Annotated in this window: 17 protein-coding genes and 1 pseudogene; 5 read left to right on the top strand and 13 right to left on the bottom strand. The window is 63.9% G+C overall.

Annotation, left to right across the window (positions count from 1 at the left end):
* Position 1: 1 nt before the first annotated feature.
* From H618_RS0113855 to H618_RS0113840, 4 genes are all read right to left on the bottom strand, one after another.
* Positions 2-640, bottom strand: coding sequence for a hypothetical protein (locus tag H618_RS0113855; RefSeq protein WP_028695628.1), 639 nt, complete (start codon positions 638-640; stop codon positions 2-4).
* Positions 641-709: 69 nt separating this feature from the next.
* Entirely contained in the window at positions 710-952 is a 243-nt protein-coding gene (locus H618_RS0113850; RefSeq protein ID WP_028695627.1) for a DUF2789 domain-containing protein, read from the bottom strand.
* Between the two features lie 142 nt (positions 953-1,094).
* Positions 1,095-1,727 (bottom strand): LysE family transporter, encoded by a 633-nt coding sequence (locus H618_RS0113845; RefSeq protein WP_028695626.1) that lies wholly within the window; start codon positions 1,725-1,727, stop codon positions 1,095-1,097.
* Positions 1,728-1,857: 130 nt separating this feature from the next.
* Positions 1,858-3,768, bottom strand: a complete 1,911-nt coding sequence (locus tag H618_RS0113840) for an ATP-binding cassette domain-containing protein (protein ID WP_028695625.1) — start codon at positions 3,766-3,768, stop codon at positions 1,858-1,860.
* Between the two features lie 51 nt (positions 3,769-3,819).
* On the opposite strand from H618_RS0113840, the gene H618_RS0113835 reads away from it, so the two are divergent.
* Positions 3,820-4,299: a TIGR02444 family protein gene (locus H618_RS0113835; RefSeq protein WP_028695624.1), complete on the top strand. Its 480-nt coding sequence runs from the start codon at positions 3,820-3,822 to the stop codon at positions 4,297-4,299.
* On the opposite strand, the pseudogene H618_RS22780 reads toward H618_RS0113835, so the two are convergent.
* Positions 4,284-5,048 (bottom strand): annotated as a pseudogene (locus H618_RS22780) (AlgP family protein); the annotation flags it as partial. The gene H618_RS0113835 and the pseudogene H618_RS22780 sit on opposite strands and share 16 nt — an antisense overlap.
* A 211-nt stretch (positions 5,049-5,259) precedes the next feature.
* On the opposite strand from H618_RS22780, the gene H618_RS0113825 reads away from it, so the two are divergent.
* Positions 5,260-5,919, top strand: a complete 660-nt coding sequence (locus H618_RS0113825; protein ID WP_028695623.1) for an FKBP-type peptidyl-prolyl cis-trans isomerase — start codon at positions 5,260-5,262, stop codon at positions 5,917-5,919.
* Positions 5,920-5,926: 7 nt separating this feature from the next.
* On the opposite strand, the gene H618_RS0113820 is transcribed toward H618_RS0113825, so the two are convergent.
* From H618_RS0113820 to H618_RS0113790, 7 genes are all read right to left on the bottom strand, one after another.
* Complete coding sequence (locus tag H618_RS0113820; RefSeq protein WP_028695622.1) at positions 5,927-6,397, bottom strand: Rsd/AlgQ family anti-sigma factor; 471 nt, start codon at positions 6,395-6,397, stop codon at positions 5,927-5,929.
* A gap of 232 nt (positions 6,398-6,629) precedes the next feature.
* Entirely contained in the window at positions 6,630-7,136 is a 507-nt protein-coding gene (locus tag H618_RS0113815) for a disulfide bond formation protein B (protein ID WP_028695621.1), read from the bottom strand.
* A 220-nt stretch (positions 7,137-7,356) separates the two neighbouring features.
* A complete protein-coding gene (locus tag H618_RS0113810; protein WP_028695620.1) occupies positions 7,357-8,595 on the bottom strand; it encodes a heme biosynthesis HemY N-terminal domain-containing protein in 1,239 nt (412 codons plus the stop codon).
* Positions 8,592-9,692 carry a uroporphyrinogen-III C-methyltransferase gene (locus H618_RS0113805; protein WP_028695619.1) on the bottom strand — a complete coding sequence of 367 codons (1,101 nt, stop codon included), beginning with the start codon at positions 9,690-9,692 and terminating at the stop codon, positions 8,592-8,594. Before H618_RS0113805 ends, H618_RS0113810 begins: the two co-directional genes overlap by 4 nt.
* A gap of 35 nt (positions 9,693-9,727) precedes the next feature.
* Entirely contained in the window at positions 9,728-10,501 is a 774-nt protein-coding gene (locus H618_RS0113800; RefSeq protein ID WP_028695618.1) for a uroporphyrinogen-III synthase, read from the bottom strand.
* A complete protein-coding gene (gene hemC, locus H618_RS0113795) occupies positions 10,498-11,439 on the bottom strand; it encodes a hydroxymethylbilane synthase (protein ID WP_028695617.1) in 942 nt (313 codons plus the stop codon). Before hemC ends, H618_RS0113800 begins: the two co-directional genes overlap by 4 nt.
* Before the next feature lie 129 nt (positions 11,440-11,568).
* Entirely contained in the window at positions 11,569-12,315 is a 747-nt protein-coding gene (locus H618_RS0113790) for a LytR/AlgR family response regulator transcription factor (protein WP_028695616.1), read from the bottom strand.
* A 305-nt stretch (positions 12,316-12,620) separates the two neighbouring features.
* Here H618_RS0113790 and argH point away from each other — a divergent pair, with 305 nt between their 5' ends.
* A complete protein-coding gene (gene argH, locus H618_RS0113785; protein WP_028695615.1) occupies positions 12,621-14,015 on the top strand; it encodes an argininosuccinate lyase in 1,395 nt (464 codons plus the stop codon).
* A gap of 42 nt (positions 14,016-14,057) precedes the next feature.
* On the opposite strand, the gene H618_RS0113780 is transcribed toward argH, so the two are convergent.
* Complete coding sequence (locus H618_RS0113780; RefSeq protein WP_028695614.1) at positions 14,058-14,717, bottom strand: glutathione S-transferase family protein; 660 nt, start codon at positions 14,715-14,717, stop codon at positions 14,058-14,060.
* A gap of 170 nt (positions 14,718-14,887) precedes the next feature.
* On the opposite strand from H618_RS0113780, the gene H618_RS0113775 reads away from it, so the two are divergent.
* Together H618_RS0113775 and H618_RS0113770 are read left to right on the top strand one after the other, a co-directional pair.
* Positions 14,888-15,208, top strand: a complete 321-nt coding sequence (locus H618_RS0113775; RefSeq protein ID WP_028695613.1) for a hypothetical protein — start codon at positions 14,888-14,890, stop codon at positions 15,206-15,208.
* Positions 15,209-15,280: 72 nt separating this feature from the next.
* Positions 15,281-15,526, top strand: a complete 246-nt coding sequence (locus H618_RS0113770) for a TIGR02647 family protein (RefSeq protein ID WP_028695612.1) — start codon at positions 15,281-15,283, stop codon at positions 15,524-15,526.
* The last annotated feature ends 116 nt before the right edge of the window (positions 15,527-15,642 follow it).

Genomic DNA, 15,642 nt, shown 5'->3' with positions numbered 1-15,642 from the left:
GTCAGTGGTATGCCTGCTCCAGCTCGTCGAGTTGGTGATCGAAGCTGCGTAGGCGTGCCGACCAGGTGTACACCAGCACTTCCAGCTCGCGATTGAGCACGGCGGTGGCGCCTTGACGGGCCGCCGAGGGATCGTTCAGATCGAGCCGGTAGCGATCACGGGCCATTGCCGTGGCGACGCTGCTGAGGTCGCGGGCGTTGGCTGACCAGTGCTGGTGAGGGTCGTGGATCTCACGGTCCAGCTCCCGGCACTGCTGCTTGAGCACCTCCAGGCTATGCTCCAGCGGCGTGCCCTTGAGTTCGCCCATGACCTCTTCGAACGTGCGACCCGAATGCCAGTAGCTGCCCCAGAAATAGCGGTCGAACACCGTTTCGACCCGGCGCAGCGCCACTTTGGTGTTCCAGATGATCAGCAAGGTGTGACCCTGGCGCACGACGCGGCGATTGAGCTGCAGGAAACGCCACGCCACCCAGACAAGGGCTGCCAGCGCCGCAGCGCCTGTGAAGGCTGCTGCGGCGTAGAGGTACTGCACCGCCAGGTGCATGTGCTGGACTGAGCGAATACCGTAGTAGTAGCCGGCGCTGAGGGTGGCCAGAACCACGACGGTGCACCAGAAGGCAGGTGCATAGGGGTCTTTCATGGCGCCCTCCCCTTGTTCTTCCCGAAAGCATAGCAATGCTCCGGGAAGCGGCCAGGCGCCGTTGGGCGCTTATTTCTTCGGTTCGTGCAGCGCTTCGTTGAGCTGGTCGATCACCATGATCCAGTCCGAATCCGCGATGTAGTTTTCCTTGAGAAACGCGCGTTGGCCTTCATTCCAGAACGGCGCATCGACCAGTTTGACGTCGTCGTCGAGCGGACCATGGGTGGTGATGAACTTGTCGATTTCGACTGGGTCATCACCCACCCCCAGTTGCATGAACAGCTCGGGGTAGGTCGGAGTGGAAGTGTCCATAGTGCCTCCTCGGTGTCAGTCGCAGCCTTCAGCTCGCACTAACGAAGTGGGTTGAGAGGGTGAGTGATCACCCGTCTGAAGATGAGACAGCGTGACGCCTGCCGAGGGTTCCAACGAATCACCGATTCACTGCGCGCCCAGCTCAAAGCGGCGCGCGGCGCAGGGTGGCGAGGAAGGTTGCGGCACCGAGGAACAGGCCGGCGAAGGTGCGGTTCAGACGTTTCTGCTGGCGCGGCGTGCGCAGCAGGCGCAAGACCCGCGAAGCCAGGCCGGTATAACCGGCCATCACCAGCATGTCGACGGCGATCATGGTGGCGGTGATGTACAGGTACTGGCCGAGCAGTGGGGCGTGCGGATCGATGAACTGCGGCAGCACCGCCAGCATGAACACCAGCGCCTTGGGGTTGCTGACATTGACCAGAAAGCCGCGCAGCACCAGGGTCGAGGGCTTGCCCACCGGACGCAGGCTGGCGCCCTCGTTCATGTCCATGGGCAGCGCACGCCACTGCCGATACGCCAGATAGATCAGGTAACACACGCCAAACCACTTGATCACCTGAAACGCAGTGGCCGAAGCCGCGAGAATCGCGCCCACCCCGGCGGCGATGACGGCGATCTGGGCGATCAGACCCAGTTGCAGGCCCAGGGCATTCCAGTAGCCGCGCCAGAAACCGTACTGCAGGCCGCTGGACATCGAGGCGATGGCACCGGCGCCTGGCGACAGGCTGATGACCCAGCATGCAGCGAAGAACGCCAACCAGGTTTCCAGGGACATCGCACACCTCGCTCGACAAATGTTTGCAAAACGTAACGCTAAGCGGCGAAGGGGAAAATCACCAGAAAAATTTGCCGGTAGCTGGGCAAACGCTGGCCGATGGCTGTGAACAGCGCATCCGCCAGCAGCGTCAGGACAGCGCTTCGAGTTCGGCCTGCATGCTCTCGAGGGTTTCCAGCGCTTCTATCCAGGCTTCTTCCAGCTCGCCTTCGCGCTGCTTGAGCGTGCTCTGTCGAGCCAGCAGCTCGCGCAGTTGCTCCTTGCGGGCAGCGTCATAAAGGCCACTGTCACCCAGCGCGGTTTCGATCTCGGCCAATTGCGTGTGCACTTGGCCCAGTTCGCTTTCCAGCTTGTCGGCCGCCCGCTTGTGCGGCGCCAACTGCTGGCGAAGGGCGGCTGCGGCCTGGCGCTGGGCTTTCTTGTCGGTTTTATCCGGATTGCCCGGCGCCGCAGTCGATGCCGCGCTGCGCTGACGGAATTCCAGCAGCCAGCGGCTGTAGTCATCGAGGTCGCCATCGAACGCCTCAACCTTGCCGTCGGCCACCAGCAGGAAATCATCGGTAGTGCTCTTGAGCAGGTGACGGTCGTGAGACACCACCACCACAGCGCCGCTGAATTCTTGCAGCGCCATGGTCAGGGCCAGACGCATTTCCAGGTCCAGGTGGTTAGTCGGCTCGTCGAGCAGCAGCAGGTTGGGCCGCTCCCAGGCGATCAACGCCAGGGCCAGACGCGCCTTTTCACCGCCCGAGAAATTCACCACCGGCTCGTCGACCCGATCACCGTGGAAATCGAAGCCACCGAGGAAGTCGCGCAGGGTCTGCTCGCGCTCGCTCGGCGCAAGGCGCTGCAGGTGCAACAACGGGCTGGCCTTGTCATCGAGCGAATCGAGCTGGTGCTGGGCGAAGTAGCCCACCGCCAGGTTCTCGCCGCGGACCAGACGCCCGCCCAGCGGTTGCAGCTCGCCGGCGAGGTTCTTGATCAGGGTCGACTTGCCTGCGCCGTTGGGGCCCAGCAGGCCGATCCGTGCACCGGGCACCAGTTGCAGCTTGACCTTCTCCAGCACGGCCCGCTCGCCGTAGCCCAGACGCCCTTCGGAGAGGTCGAGCAGCGGGTTGGAGAGTTTGTGCGATTCGCGGAAAACGAAGTCGAACGGCGAATCGACGTGCGCCGCCGACAATTCTTCCATGCGCTCCAGCGCCTTGATGCGGCTCTGTGCCTGACGCGCCTTGGTGGCCTGGGCCTTGAAGCGCGCGATGTACTTTTCCATGTGCGCACGCTGGGCCTGCTGCTTCTCGTAGGCCTGTTGCTGCTGCGCCAGACGCTCGGCGCGAGTGCGCTCGAAGGCGCTGTAGCCGCCTTTGTAGAGGTTGAGCTTGCGCTGCTCGACATGCAGCACATGATCGACCACGGCGTCGAGGAAATCGCGGTCGTGGGAAATCAGCAGCAACGTGCCCGGATAACCCTTGAGCCAGTCTTCGAGCCAGAGAATGGCGTCGAGGTCCAGGTGGTTGGTTGGCTCGTCGAGCAGCAGCAGGTCGGACGGGCACATCAGGGCCTGGGCGAGGTTCAGGCGCATGCGCCAGCCGCCGGAGAAGTCGCCGACGCGGCGGTCCATCTGCTCGTTGGTAAAGCCCAGCCCGGCGAGCAACTTGCGCGCCCGCGCATCGGCGGTGTAGCCATTGGCGCTGTCCAGCTCACTGTGCAGGCGCGCCTGAGCGGTACCATCCTGCGCTTGCTCGGCGGCTGCCAGCTCGCGCTGCACCTGGCGCAGGCGCAGGTCGCCGTCGAGCACGTAATCGACCGCGACGCGGTCGAGCGTATCGACCTCTTGACGCATGTGCGCGATGCGCCAGTCGGCCGGCACCTGGCAGTCGCCACCGTCAGGCGACAACTCGCCGCGCAGCAAGGCGAACAGGCTGGATTTACCGGCGCCGTTGGCACCGATCAGGCCGGCTTTATGGCCGGTGTGCAGGGTCATTTCGGCGCCTTCTAGCAGGCGCTGAGGACCACGCTGTAAAGTGAGGTTGGATAGTCTGATCATGATGGTCGCGGAGTCTACCAGCTTCCTCGACCCAGTAGTGTGGGGCCAATGATGTCGAACGATCTGTGGAGTTACGCACTGGCGCTGTATGGCCGTGGCGGTGTGGAAACGGCCGCTCTGGCCTTGCAGGAAGCGGGTGCGGACGTGTGCCTGCTACTGTGCGGCTGCTGGTTGCACAGCCGCCAGGTGGGTGCCGATGCCCAGCGCGCAGACACGTTGTGCGCACTGGCAAGCGCCTGGCAGAACGAAGTCATCGGGCCATTGCGCCTGCTGCGCCAGCACTGGAAAGCGCAGGCACAGAGCGACCCGCAACTGGGCATGCTGCGCGAGCAATTGAAAGGCTTGGAGCTGAAGGCGGAACGCACACTGCTGGAGCGGCTGGAGGAGGCTGCGACGCACTGGTCGCCAACGCCTGGACGGCAAGGGCAGGACTGGCTGCGGTTGCTGCTACCGATTTCTGCGCAGCACCACGACGCGCTCCAGACGGTGCGCGTCGCGGCTTGCCGGCTTCAGGAAGAAACGGGTTTCTGAGCGGCGTCGGCAGGTGCGGCTGACGAAGCCGGGGTGCTCGCAGCAGCGCCTGCAGGTGCTGCAGGTTTGCTGGCAGCGGGCTTGCGGGCGGCAGGCTTGGCCGCTGCCTTGCGTGGCGCAGGCGCAGTGCCTGCGGGCTTGGCCGGTGCCTTGCGCGGAGCGGGCTTGGCGGCGGCAGTGGCTTTGTCGGCAGGCTCGGCTACCGCTTTGGCTGCCGCCGCGCGGCTGGCCGGCGCACGCCGCGCTGCAGGTTTGCCCGGGGCCTTGGGCGCCTCACTTGCCGCAGCAGGCTTGGCCGCTGCCGGCTTGCGCGCGGCGGGCTTGGCCGGCGCTGGCGCAGGTTTGGCGGCGCGCTGGTCCAGCGCCTTGGCAGCGGCTTCGCGCACTTTGCCAACCCCTTGGGCCAACTTCAGGCTTTCCTGTGCATCGCGCTTGAGTTGCTGAATATACGTGCGGGTTTCAGTCTGGCGCTCTTTGAGCGAGTCGAGCAGTTCTTCCAACTCACCCGCCACTTTTTGCGCCTTGCCCTGGGCCTTGGCTTTTCCGGCTTTTGCCGAATCCTGCAACTTCAGGCGGGCGTTATGCAGTTTGTCCTGCGCCTTGCCGCGTTGTTTCTCAAGCTTGGCGAGCAGTTTCTCGGCATCGGCCAAGGCTTGGCTGCAGGCATCTTCCAGATGTTCGAGCAGGCTATTGGAAAGTTGTTGGAGCAGGTGCAACGGAGTACTGACTGGCTTCTTCTTTGCCGACATGGTCTACATCCTGGCTGAGGAGAGTGCGACTCATACTATGCTTCTGCCGCTGACACCGCTAGAGCCTGTCAGGGGCACGCAACGGGTAGTTTGACTTCGCTCACGATTGTTTATTCATCCAACCTGGGAACCTTACTTCGCCCGCCCGCGTTCAAGCAACGTCCGCCCTGCAACACTGGCATACTTGCCGCCCCGATCGTAGGAGTTCACCGTGCGCCGCTATCTTGTTCTTGGCCTGTGCCTGTCGACCCCACTGACCTTCGCTGCGGCACCTGCCGACGCGCCTGATGACGTGGCCTATAGCGTCGGTGCAAGCCTGGGTGAGCGGCTGCGCAAGGAAGTGCCCGATCTGCCGATCGAAGCATTGCTCGAGGGTCTGAATGCCGCGTATCGACAGCAACCGCTAAAGCTCGACGCGCAGCGCATGCAAACGCTGTTGCAGCAGCACGAGGAGCAGGCCAATGCCGCTGCCGAACAGGCCCACACGGCGGAACTGATGGCCGCAGAAGCGCGTTTCATCGCCCAACAGCGGGCGCGCAGCGGTACGCATGAGTTGACCCAAGGTGTGCTGTACAGCGAGCTGGCCAGCGGAGCCGGGCCGCAGCCAGCAACAGCGGGCAGGGTCCAGGTGCGCTACACCGGCTGGTTGCCGGACGGCACGGTATTCGACCAGAGCCAGACCGCGCAGTGGTTCAGGCTGGACTCGGTGATCGAAGGCTGGCGGCTGGCGTTGCCGCAGATGCGGGCGGGCGCCAAGTGGCGGCTGGTGATACCGTCGGCGTTGGCCTACGGCGCACAAGGCGCTGGTGACGTGATCGCGCCCTACACGCCGCTGGTGTTCGAAATCGAACTGCTGGCTGTAGGCAACTGAGCAGGGCTCAGGCGCGCGCGGTGTCTTCGGTGTTGTGGGCGTTGTGCAGCACTTCGATCAGGCAGTCTTCGAGCTCGAAACGCTCACGCAATAGGCTCCCCAATTCGCCAAGCTTCTTGGCGAAGCGTTCGGCGTCAGTGCATTCGGCTTTTTCACAATGGTCGTTGAAGGCCAGGGCGATCTGGGTAATTTCGTCGATGCGCGGGTTGATTTCATTGGCCAGACGCAGGGCACGGTCATCGCCAAAGGCCTTGGCCTCGCTGATCAACTGTTCGCAAATGCCGAAGTGCCAGCCCGACACATAATCGACGAGAATTTCGCAGAATCCGGTGTTGTGCTGTTTATCAGCAAACGCAGGCTTGGCGTCGCGCATTTGACGAAATGCCTTGACCAGCTCGTGGCGTTCTTCCAGCCAACGGTCGATCAGCTTGTGAACCCCGCCCCAGCGTTCCTGAGCATTCTGACAACTATCAAGCATGGCGATCTCATCCCTTCTGGGTTGATGCCCTTCTACCCTGGCAATCTGAAATTGCCCCTGGGGTGATATCAGCAAACGGGCATCGAGCAGGTGTATTTTTCGGTATGCGCTGTGGGAGATTATTCCCGCAGGTCCTGCCCATCAAGGTACGCAGCACACTAACTTCATACAAGCGTTTAATCCTCGCCCCAACCACCGCTGGTCGAGCAAACAGCCGATGCCGTGCGCCAGATCAATCCGTCATCAGGGTGCGCAGACGCTGCGCGAGCAAAAAGCTCAACGGCAGGCACGCCAGCCCAAGAAACGCCAGCAGACTCCACTCGGGCAGGGTCAGATCGAGAAAGCTCCAGCTGATCGGCGCGCATTCCGGGCTGCCCAGCAGCAGCCGGTACAGAGCCTGGCCCAGCGGCAGGTCGGACAGCATCGGCACTGGCGATGGACAACTGACCGTCGACCAGCTTTCGCTCTGCAACCACACCTGGCGCCCGGCCAGCCACGCACCCAGCCCGGCGCTGAGCAGCAGCGTGCGCGCATAGTTGCGGTCACTGCGCCGGCTGGGGGAGTAGATGATCGCGCACAAGCCCAGCAACAGATACACACCCAGTAACGCGCGTTGGCTGTAGCACAGCGCGCAGGGCGCCAGACCCGCCATCGACTCGAGCTTGATCGAGCCGATCAGCACGATCAGCGAGGCCAGCGAGGCGGGAAAGAACAGCGTGCGCAAACGAGCCAGCGACATGGACGAGGACATTCCCGGAGGATAATGGTGGCCTGAGACGGTAAGGAAAGATCTCCCCTGTTTCAAGGCGCTACAGACCAGATATGTCCCAGAATTGGCGGGAAAGGGTGCAAGAACAAGTGGGAGGTTTCTGAGGACCCAAACCTTAAGACCAATCGCCCTACAACGGACCGGGAAAAACGCCTCGGCTCTGTGGAATGACCAAAGAGCCGAGGACGGTTCAGGCGTTGATTGCCTTGGGCAGTGGCAGGGCCAGCAGGCGGCTGTCGAGCAGATTCAGACCCTCCTGGAACAACTGGTTACTGCGTTCGGTATCGCCCATCGCAGCGAGCAGCCGCGCCAGCTCCGCACAGGTTTCCGGGTTACGCTCGAGGCGCAGGCTGCTTTCCAGGTAATCGCGCGCCTTGCCCCACAAACGGTTCTGCAAGCTCAGGCGGCCCAAGGTCAGCAACAGGCTCGGGTCTTGTGGATGCTCCTTGAGCCAGCCTTCAGCGGTGTTCAGTTGTTTGGCAGGGTCTTCCCCACGAACCAATCCGTACGACCGCGCCAGGTGGCTTTCGTACTGGCGCTTGATCGCGGCACGCAGCACCTGCTCGGATTCGCCCTGCGCACCCAACTGACGCATCTGTTCGGCATACGCCAGAACCAGCTGAGGCTCCTGGCGCTGGGCGTTGCTCAGTTGCTGCCAGGCCCGCTCGAGTGCCTGCCGGGCCGCCTGCGCATCTTCGCCGGTGGTCGCGGCCAGGCCCAGGTTCTGGCCCCAGGCACGTTGTTCGAGGGTGGCGAGCTCGGTCGCAGGCAAGGCTTTTTGCTTGCGCAATTCAGGCAGCAGGCGCACCAGCGCCGACCAGTCGCCGCGCTCAAGATGCAGGCGGTGCAGCAGGCGTAGCACCTGGGCGTTGTCCGGGTAGCGCGCATGCATGGCCTGCAGGGTATCGAGCGCACCTTCGCTGTCGCCGCGGTCGAGCTGCAGTTGGGCATGGGCCAGGGCGATCGCCAGCTCTGCCTCGGGCTGACGCTCGAGCGCACGCTCTAGCAGGTTGTCGCTGTCTTGCGTGCGGCCCAGCTCGTTGGCCGCGCGCGCCGCGCCAAGGTAGAAGAGCAACGGCTGACGCTCGGCTTCAGCCGCTCGACGCAGGTGTTTGTGCGCGCTCGCCCAGCGCCCTTCGGCCAGATCGAGCTGGCCCTGCTCGATGGAAATCCGCGTGCGCCGGCTGCGGTTGCGCCGCGACCAGGGATTGACCACACCCGTGGAGGTCAGCACGAAGCCGATCAGATGACGCAGCAGCCAGATCACCAGCACCAGCAGCAGCAAGCCACCCAGCGCCGCCCACAGGCTGGACTGATAACGGAAGCCGCCATAGGCGATCAGCACGTAACCGCTGTGCTTGGCGATGGCAATGCCCAGCGCTGCCGCTACGGCGATGGCAATGACTGCCAGCAGGTACACCCGCTTCATGGCTTGGCCCCTTCAGCTTCGGCCGGCACGTGACGGCGCTGAATGTAGGCCTGAACCGCGGCCAGGCTCTCGCTCAGGTCGGGCACTTGCACCGAAACCGGCTGGTCGGCCAATTGGTTGAGGCTTTCCAGCATGGCCTTGCTTTGCGGGTTGTCGGGGTTGAAGTTGGCCAACAGCACACTGCGGGCATCATCCAGCGCCTGGCTGTAGACCTTCGCCTCGCCGTTGAGCGCCGCCCATTGCGCCTGCTCGATGGTCAGGCTCAGGGCCAGACGCAGCTGGTTCAGCGACTGCCCGGCCAGCAGCGGACGCACGTTCTGATCGGCGTCGAAGTCAACCTGGAAGTACTTGGACATCTGCCCCCACCACTGCGACAGGCGGCTCGACATATCGCCCTCGCCAGTCAGCGCACCCATGGCATCGGCGTTGGCGTCGAAATCGGGCGACTGCGCGCTGAGCTGCTGCACCAGGTCACGCTGGGCCGCCAGCTTGAGGAACAGGCCGGTGCGGTCGGGTTGCTCGGTGCTGTCGAGAATCGCCTTGCTGCGCGCCAGTTGCTCGCGCGCGGCGAACGAGCCTGGGTCGCTGTGCTCGCGCAGAATCTGGTCGGCTCCCTCGACCAGCGCCCGGGCGCTGGTGATGTCCTGCAACGCAGACAGGCGCAGGGTCGCCAGACGCAGCAAATGTTCGGCCTCGGCCAGGCGCCATTCCTTGCGGCTCTCGCCGAGCACGGTGTCCATGCGCTGGCTGAGGCGTTGTTGATCACCTTGCAGCTGCGCCACCAGGCGCCGGCGATCTTCCAGCTCACTGGCCGCAGGCAGGCTCGACAGCTGGGCGCTGATCTGTTGCTCGCGCTGCTGCAAGGCATTGGCGCGCTCGTTCAGCGCTTGCAGGCTCTGGCCCTGCCCCTGCTCGTCACCTTGCAGTTGGTGGACTTGCCAGGCACCCCAGCCACCGACGGCCACACCGGCTGCGCCGAGCAACAGGGCGAGTACCGCAATACCATTGCCGGAGCGTTTGGCAGGCTTGCCCGCGGGGGCTTTCGGCGTCTGCGGCGGCGCCGGTTGTTCGTTGTTGGACAAGACAGTTTCGCTCACGTATCCATCCTTTGCATTGAGGCGCAGCGCTCGGCTCAGCACCCTGACAAGGCAGGTACAGCCGTTCGCTGTACAGCTGCCAGCAAGGCCGCAGCATTAGCGCCGCGGCATTCCACAACCTGTTGCGCGCCTAGCGCCCGCGCCTGTTCGGCGACGCGGGGGCTGGGCACGAATAACGGCATCGTCGCCAGGCGGGGCCAGTGGGCCGCCGCCAGACGATGCAAATGTTCAAGACCTTGCCCACTGCTGACCACCAGCCCGTTGAGGCGTTCCCCGTCGATCAGGCCGAGCAGAGTGCCCAGCGCGTGGTCTGGCAGGCACCGGCGGTACAGTTCCAGATAATCGACACTAGCACCTTGCTCTGCAAGACGCTCGGCCAGCAGTTCGCGACCTCCGACCCCACGCACGATCAGAACCCGTGGCCGGGTGGCAAGCACGCGTTGCAGCGCCGGCAGTGCGAGCAACGCCTCGCTGTCATCGCCCTGCACCGGCCAATGCACCTGCAACGACTGCGCTTGCAGCACGCGGGCAGTGGCCTCACCGACGCTGAACCAGTTCGCCGCAGGCGGCACCTGGCCGAATGCGGCCAGATGATCGAGCAGCAGGCGCGCTGCCGGCTTGCTGACCACGATGAATGCCTGATAGCGCCCAAGGTCGCTGAGACGGCCACGCAACGGGGCGTCCAGCGGCAGCGGCTCGATGTCGATCAGCGGCAGGCAGCTGGCGGCGATGTCGGCGTGCGCCAGAGACTGGGCCAGTGCTGCGCAGTCCTCGCCCGAGCGCGTCAGCAACAGGCGCCAGCCGCTCACGGGTGTCCGGCCTCGCCGTAGATGTCTTTGAGAATCGCCTCGGCGCCCTGGCCCAGCAGCGCCTGTGCCACTTCTACCCCCAGCGCTTCGGCGGCGCCGCGCGGTGCACGCCCCTGGGCGGTGAGCAGGGTCTGGCCGTTGGGCTGGCCGACCAGGCCGCGCAACCACAGTTGATCGCCTTCGAGCACGGCATAACAGGCGATCGGCACCTGGCAACCGCCGTTGAGGTGCTTGTTCATCGCCCGCTCGGCCGCGACCCGGTCGGCGGTGTCGGCGTGGTTGAGCGGGGCCAGCAGGGCGTGGATCTCGGAGTCGGCACTGCGGCATTCGATACCGACCGCACCTTGACCGCCCGCAGGCAGGCTGTCGTCGACGCTGATGGTGGAGGTGATGCGGGTTTCGAAGCCCAAGCGAATCAGGCCGGCGGCCGCGAGGATGATCGCGTCGTACTCACCGGCATCGAGCTTGGCCAGCCGCGTGTTGACGTTGCCGCGCAGGAAATGGATGGTCAGGTCGGGCCGGCGTGCCAGCAGTTGCGCCTGGCGACGCAGGCTGGAGGTGCCGACGATGCTGCCGGCAGGCAAGGCGTCGAGGCTGTCGAAACGGTTGGAGACGAACGCATCGCGCGGGTCTTCACGCTCGCAGATGCAGTACAGGCCAAGGCCTTCGGGGAAATCCATCGGCACGTCTTTCATCGAGTGCACGGCGATGTCGGCGTGATTGTCCAGCAGCGCGGTTTCCAGTTCCTTGACGAACAGGCCCTTGCCGCCGATTTTCGCCAGCGGCGCATCGAGCAGTTTGTCGCCACGGCTGACCATGGGCACCAGGCTCACCGCCAGGCCCGGATGTGCCTGCTCGAGACGCGCCTTGACATATTCGGCCTGCCACAGGGCAAGCGCGCTTTTACGGGTAGCAATGCGGATTTGGCGAGGGGACATGGGCATACCGAAACAAGGGAAATGCCGCCGATGATAGCAAACCTGCCTGCGCTGCCTGCAGACCCAGGTCATGCCGCGCCGTCCCTGGCGCCGGGGATGATCGCCGCGATACAGGCGGCCAGTGCGTGATCAGAGGGTCTGCATCATCTTGCGCACGCCGGCGACGTGGCGCCGGCTTACGGTCAGCGCGTCGCCATCCAGGCCGCGCAGGTACAACTGGAAGTGCCCCAGCGGCGTGCGCTGCAAGCGCTCGATGCGCTCGCGTGCCACCAGGGCATTGCGGTGAATGCGTACGAAACGGTCGCCGAACTCATCTTCCAGCGCCTTGAGCGGCTCGTCGAGCAGCACCTCGCCGCCTGCGTGGCGCAGGGTGACGTACTTGTGATCGGCGATGAAATAGATCACCTGCGGCAAGGGGATCAGCTCGATGCCCTTGCGGGTCCGCGCGCTGATATGACTGCGCGGGCCGCCTCCGGCTTCGTTGGCCGGGCGGGTGAGCGCGGCCAGTTGCGCGCGGTTGGGCTTCTCTGCCTTGCGCAGCGCATCGCGCAGCGCCGCCGACTCGACCGGCTTGCTGACATGGCTGAGCGCGCTGTCGGAAAACGCCTGGCTGCCGTATTCATCATCACCGGTGCAAAACACCACCGCAGGCGGCGCCTCACGCTCGCACAGCCGGGCCGCGACCTGCAGACCATCGAGGCCGGCCATGCCGATATCCAGCAGTACTACATCAGGTTTCAGGCTTTCGATCAGGGCCAGGGCTTCTTCGCCATTCGTGGCACTGGGTTCCAGTACGGAGTAACCCTCTAATTCACCGAGCAACCGGCTAAGACGGTCACGGGATTGGGGTTCGTCATCAACGATCAGGACATTCATAGTTACGCTGGATTCCTGAGTGAGTCTTGCACGGGTTGAGCGCAGAAGGGCGTGGAACGACCGGCACCGCAGTCACGCTCTAGACCGATGCAATAGCCAAAGATTCAGTGCCCTGGCAGTTTCTGCCAAGCCTTTGTGCAACTGTAGACGGTCCATGGAACGCTGCCGTTCAATCGGTAAATATCTCCCCGGCAAACTTTCCTTGCAGCCTCGCTCATCCGGGTGGCAGCGGGTGTCCTGCGAAAGGACGCTGTTCCCTGATATGATCGGCGCCACTTTTCGTCACGCCTGCAATGAGTGAATCCATGAGCACCGACAAGACCAATCAGTCGTGGGGCGGCCGCTTCAGCGAGCCGGTCGACGCCTTCGTCGCCCGTTTCACCGCCTCGGTCGACTTCGACAAGCGCCTGTATCGCCATGACATCATGGGTTCGATCGCCCACGCCAGCATGCTGGCGCAAGTTGGCGTGCTCAGCGACGCCGAACGCGACACCATCGTCGAAGGCCTGAAGACCATTCAGGGTGAAATCGAAGCCGGTCAGTTCGACTGGCGCGTCGACCTCGAAGATGTGCACATGAACATCGAAGCACGCCTGACCGACCGCATCGGCATCGTCGGCAAGAAGCTGCACACCGGACGCAGCCGCAACGATCAGGTCGCCACCGACATCCGCCTGTGGCTGCGTGACGAGATCGACCTGATCCTGGCCGAAATCACCCGCTTGCAGCAAGGCCTGCTGGAGCAGGCCGAGCGTGAAGCCGACACCATCATGCCCGGTTTCACCCACTTGCAAACTGCCCAGCCGGTGACCTTCGGGCACCACCTGCTGGCGTGGTTCGAAATGCTCAGCCGCGACTACGAGCGCCTGGTCGATTGCCGCAAGCGCACCAACCGCATGCCCCTGGGCAGCGCGGCACTGGCCGGCACCACCTACCCCATCGACCGTCAGCTGACCTGCTCGCTGCTGGGCTTCGAGGCGGTTTCCGGCAACTCGCTGGATGGCGTTTCCGACCGTGACTTCGCCATCGAATTCTGCGCCGCCGCCAGCGTTGCGATGATGCACCTGTCGCGGTTCTCGGAAGAGCTGGTGCTGTGGACCAGCGCGCAGTTCCAGTTCATCGAACTGCCTGATCGCTTCTGCACCGGCAGCTCGATCATGCCGCAGAAGAAAAACCCCGACGTGCCTGAACTGGTACGTGGCAAGAGCGGCCGTGTGTTCGGCGCCCTCACCGGCCTGCTGACCCTGATGAAAGGCCAGCCGCTGGCCTACAACAAGGACAACCAGGAAGACAAGGAGCCTCTGTTCGACGCCGCCGACACCTTGCGTGACTCGCTGCGCGCCTTCGCCGACATGATCCCGGCGATCAAGCCTCGTCACGCGATCATGCGTGAAGCGGCGCTGCGCGGTTTCTCCACCGCCACCGACCTCGCCGACTACCTGGTACGCCGCGGTCTGCCTTTCCGCGACTGCCACGAAATCGTCGGCCATGCGGTGAAATACGGCGTGGACAGCGGCAAGGACCTGGCCGAGATGAGCCTGGACGAACTGCGCCAGTTCAGCGACAAGATCGAGCAGGACGTGTTCACGGTGCTGACCCTGGAAGGGTCGGTGAATGCCCGTGACCACATTGGCGGCACCGCACCAGCGCAGGTGCGTGCAGCCGTTGCCCGCGGCCACGAGCTGCTGGCCGCGCGCTAAGCGACAGGTCGAGGCGCCTGGGCGTCTCGACCTTTCTGCCGGTTACTTCCTGGCGCGCATCATCTCCAGGAAAGCCGGCATGGCCGCGTCCTTGTCGGCCTGAATCTTCGCCATGTGCCCGTTTTCGCCCAGCTTGGCGAGCAACGTTCCAGCTTCGGAACACTCGGCCAGCAGGTCGAGGTTGAGCACTTTCTTGCCCACGGCTACAGCCAGGTCCACCGAGAAGACGAACATCACGTCTGCCAGGGTCAGTTCCGAACCCGCCAGGTACGGTGCGAATCGGCCATTGCGCTTTAGGGTCGCGAACCCGGCCAGCAGCTCGGTACGGGCCTTTTCCTTGATCAGCGGTTCGGTCGGCATGCCGAAGAACGCTTCGCCGTAGCAGCTACGTGCCGGCAATTCGATGTACAGCTCGATCTCTTTCATCAACTCACGGACCTTGGCCCGGGCGAACGGATCGGCCGGCAGCAGCGCCTTGCCGCTCTGAGTCTGTTCGATGTATTCGAGAATCACGCTGGTCTCGCTGAGGAAACCGTGTTCGGTCTCCAGCACCGGCACTTTGCCGCGCGGGCTGACTGCCAGCGTCTGCGAGGTCTGACCAGAGAAGAACTGCACTTCTTCGAAAGGCACCCCTTTCTCCAGCAACGCCAGCTTGACCATGTTGTAGTAGTTGCTGACTGGAAAACCGTGCAACTTGAGCATTGGGTAGAGCCTCCGGGCCGTGTGGGGTTGGAGCGGCTGTTATAGCCCGCCATCCTGTGCCTGACCAGCGTCATGCACGCTATCGATAGGCGCACATTGCCATGGGCCGTGGCACACTGGGGGCCTTCACACTCGCGCGCCATCACACGCGCCACCACAGGAGTTACGCCATGAGCGAACCGACCGATTTCGACCTCGACGATGACGAAGCCTTCGCCGAGGCGACCCTGACCCAGGCCATCGAAACCCAGATCGAAAGCGGCGAGCCGCCTGCGGCCAAGGCGACCTACAACAAGCTGAGCCTGGTGGGTTATCCGCGTGAGGACATTCTCATGTTGATGGCGGTGGTGCTGGCCTACGAAATCGACGCCATGCTCAGCGAAGACCGCCCCTTCGATAACCAGTGGTACGAGCAGACCCTGCGCGGGCTGCCGGATCTGCCGCCGGAACTGGCCATTGACGATGAGCAAGGCGACCCCGAGCAAGATTGACTACACTCCCCGCTCAGGCGTCCGCCATTCGCGCAGGGCGCCGCCCTCCTTCCCTGGAAGTCTGGAGTCGCCATGTCCTTCACCCCCGAACTCATTGCCGAACTCGAAATCCTCGCCCTGTTCAATCTCGACAGCACCCAAGAAGGCATCAAGGTCCACAGCAACGCCTCTGCCGAACTGATCCAGGCCGCCCAGCGCCTGCATGACAAACAGCTGACCACCCAGCCCGACGGTGGCTATCTCACCAGCCTGGGTCTGGATGCCGCGCAGAGCGCCCAGCAATTGCTGACCATCCTGGGCGCCGCGCAGCCGGCCTGAGGGTTCGCCACCGGGCGTACCCTCCCCCCATGCCCGGTGGCGTTATTGGTACAAATGGCGTCAATCCTTTTTTTGTTACTTATTTCCTCGGCCACACTCGGGCTACACTCGCCCAG

It is taken from the genome of Pseudomonas cremoricolorata DSM 17059 = NBRC 16634, from assembly GCF_000425745.1.
GTDB lineage: Bacteria > Pseudomonadota > Gammaproteobacteria > Pseudomonadales > Pseudomonadaceae > Aquipseudomonas > Aquipseudomonas cremoricolorata.
The sequence above is the reverse complement of the archived record's forward strand: the minus strand, read 5'-3'. Positions and strand labels throughout refer to the sequence as shown.

Coding starts and splice junctions, on each gene's coding strand:
- H618_RS0113855 (WP_028695628.1), bottom strand. CDS start 640: ATGAAAGACCCCTATGCACCTGCCTTCTGGTGCACCGTCGTGGTTCTG.
- H618_RS0113850 (WP_028695627.1), bottom strand. CDS start 952: ATGGACACTTCCACTCCGACCTACCCCGAGCTGTTCATGCAACTGGGG.
- H618_RS0113845 (WP_028695626.1), bottom strand. CDS start 1,727: ATGTCCCTGGAAACCTGGTTGGCGTTCTTCGCTGCATGCTGGGTCATC.
- H618_RS0113840 (WP_028695625.1), bottom strand. CDS start 3,768: ATGATCAGACTATCCAACCTCACTTTACAGCGTGGTCCTCAGCGCCTG.
- H618_RS0113835 (WP_028695624.1), top strand. CDS start 3,820: ATGTCGAACGATCTGTGGAGTTACGCACTGGCGCTGTATGGCCGTGGC.
- H618_RS0113820 (WP_028695622.1), bottom strand. CDS start 6,397: ATGCTTGATAGTTGTCAGAATGCTCAGGAACGCTGGGGCGGGGTTCAC.
- H618_RS0113815 (WP_028695621.1), bottom strand. CDS start 7,136: ATGTCGCTGGCTCGTTTGCGCACGCTGTTCTTTCCCGCCTCGCTGGCC.
- H618_RS0113810 (WP_028695620.1), bottom strand. CDS start 8,595: ATGAAGCGGGTGTACCTGCTGGCAGTCATTGCCATCGCCGTAGCGGCA.
- hemC (WP_028695617.1), bottom strand. CDS start 11,439: ATGTCCCCTCGCCAAATCCGCATTGCTACCCGTAAAAGCGCGCTTGCC.
- H618_RS0113790 (WP_028695616.1), bottom strand. CDS start 12,315: ATGAATGTCCTGATCGTTGATGACGAACCCCAATCCCGTGACCGTCTT.
- argH (WP_028695615.1), top strand. CDS start 12,621: ATGAGCACCGACAAGACCAATCAGTCGTGGGGCGGCCGCTTCAGCGAG.
- H618_RS0113780 (WP_028695614.1), bottom strand. CDS start 14,717: ATGCTCAAGTTGCACGGTTTTCCAGTCAGCAACTACTACAACATGGTC.
- H618_RS0113775 (WP_028695613.1), top strand. CDS start 14,888: ATGAGCGAACCGACCGATTTCGACCTCGACGATGACGAAGCCTTCGCC.
- H618_RS0113770 (WP_028695612.1), top strand. CDS start 15,281: ATGTCCTTCACCCCCGAACTCATTGCCGAACTCGAAATCCTCGCCCTG.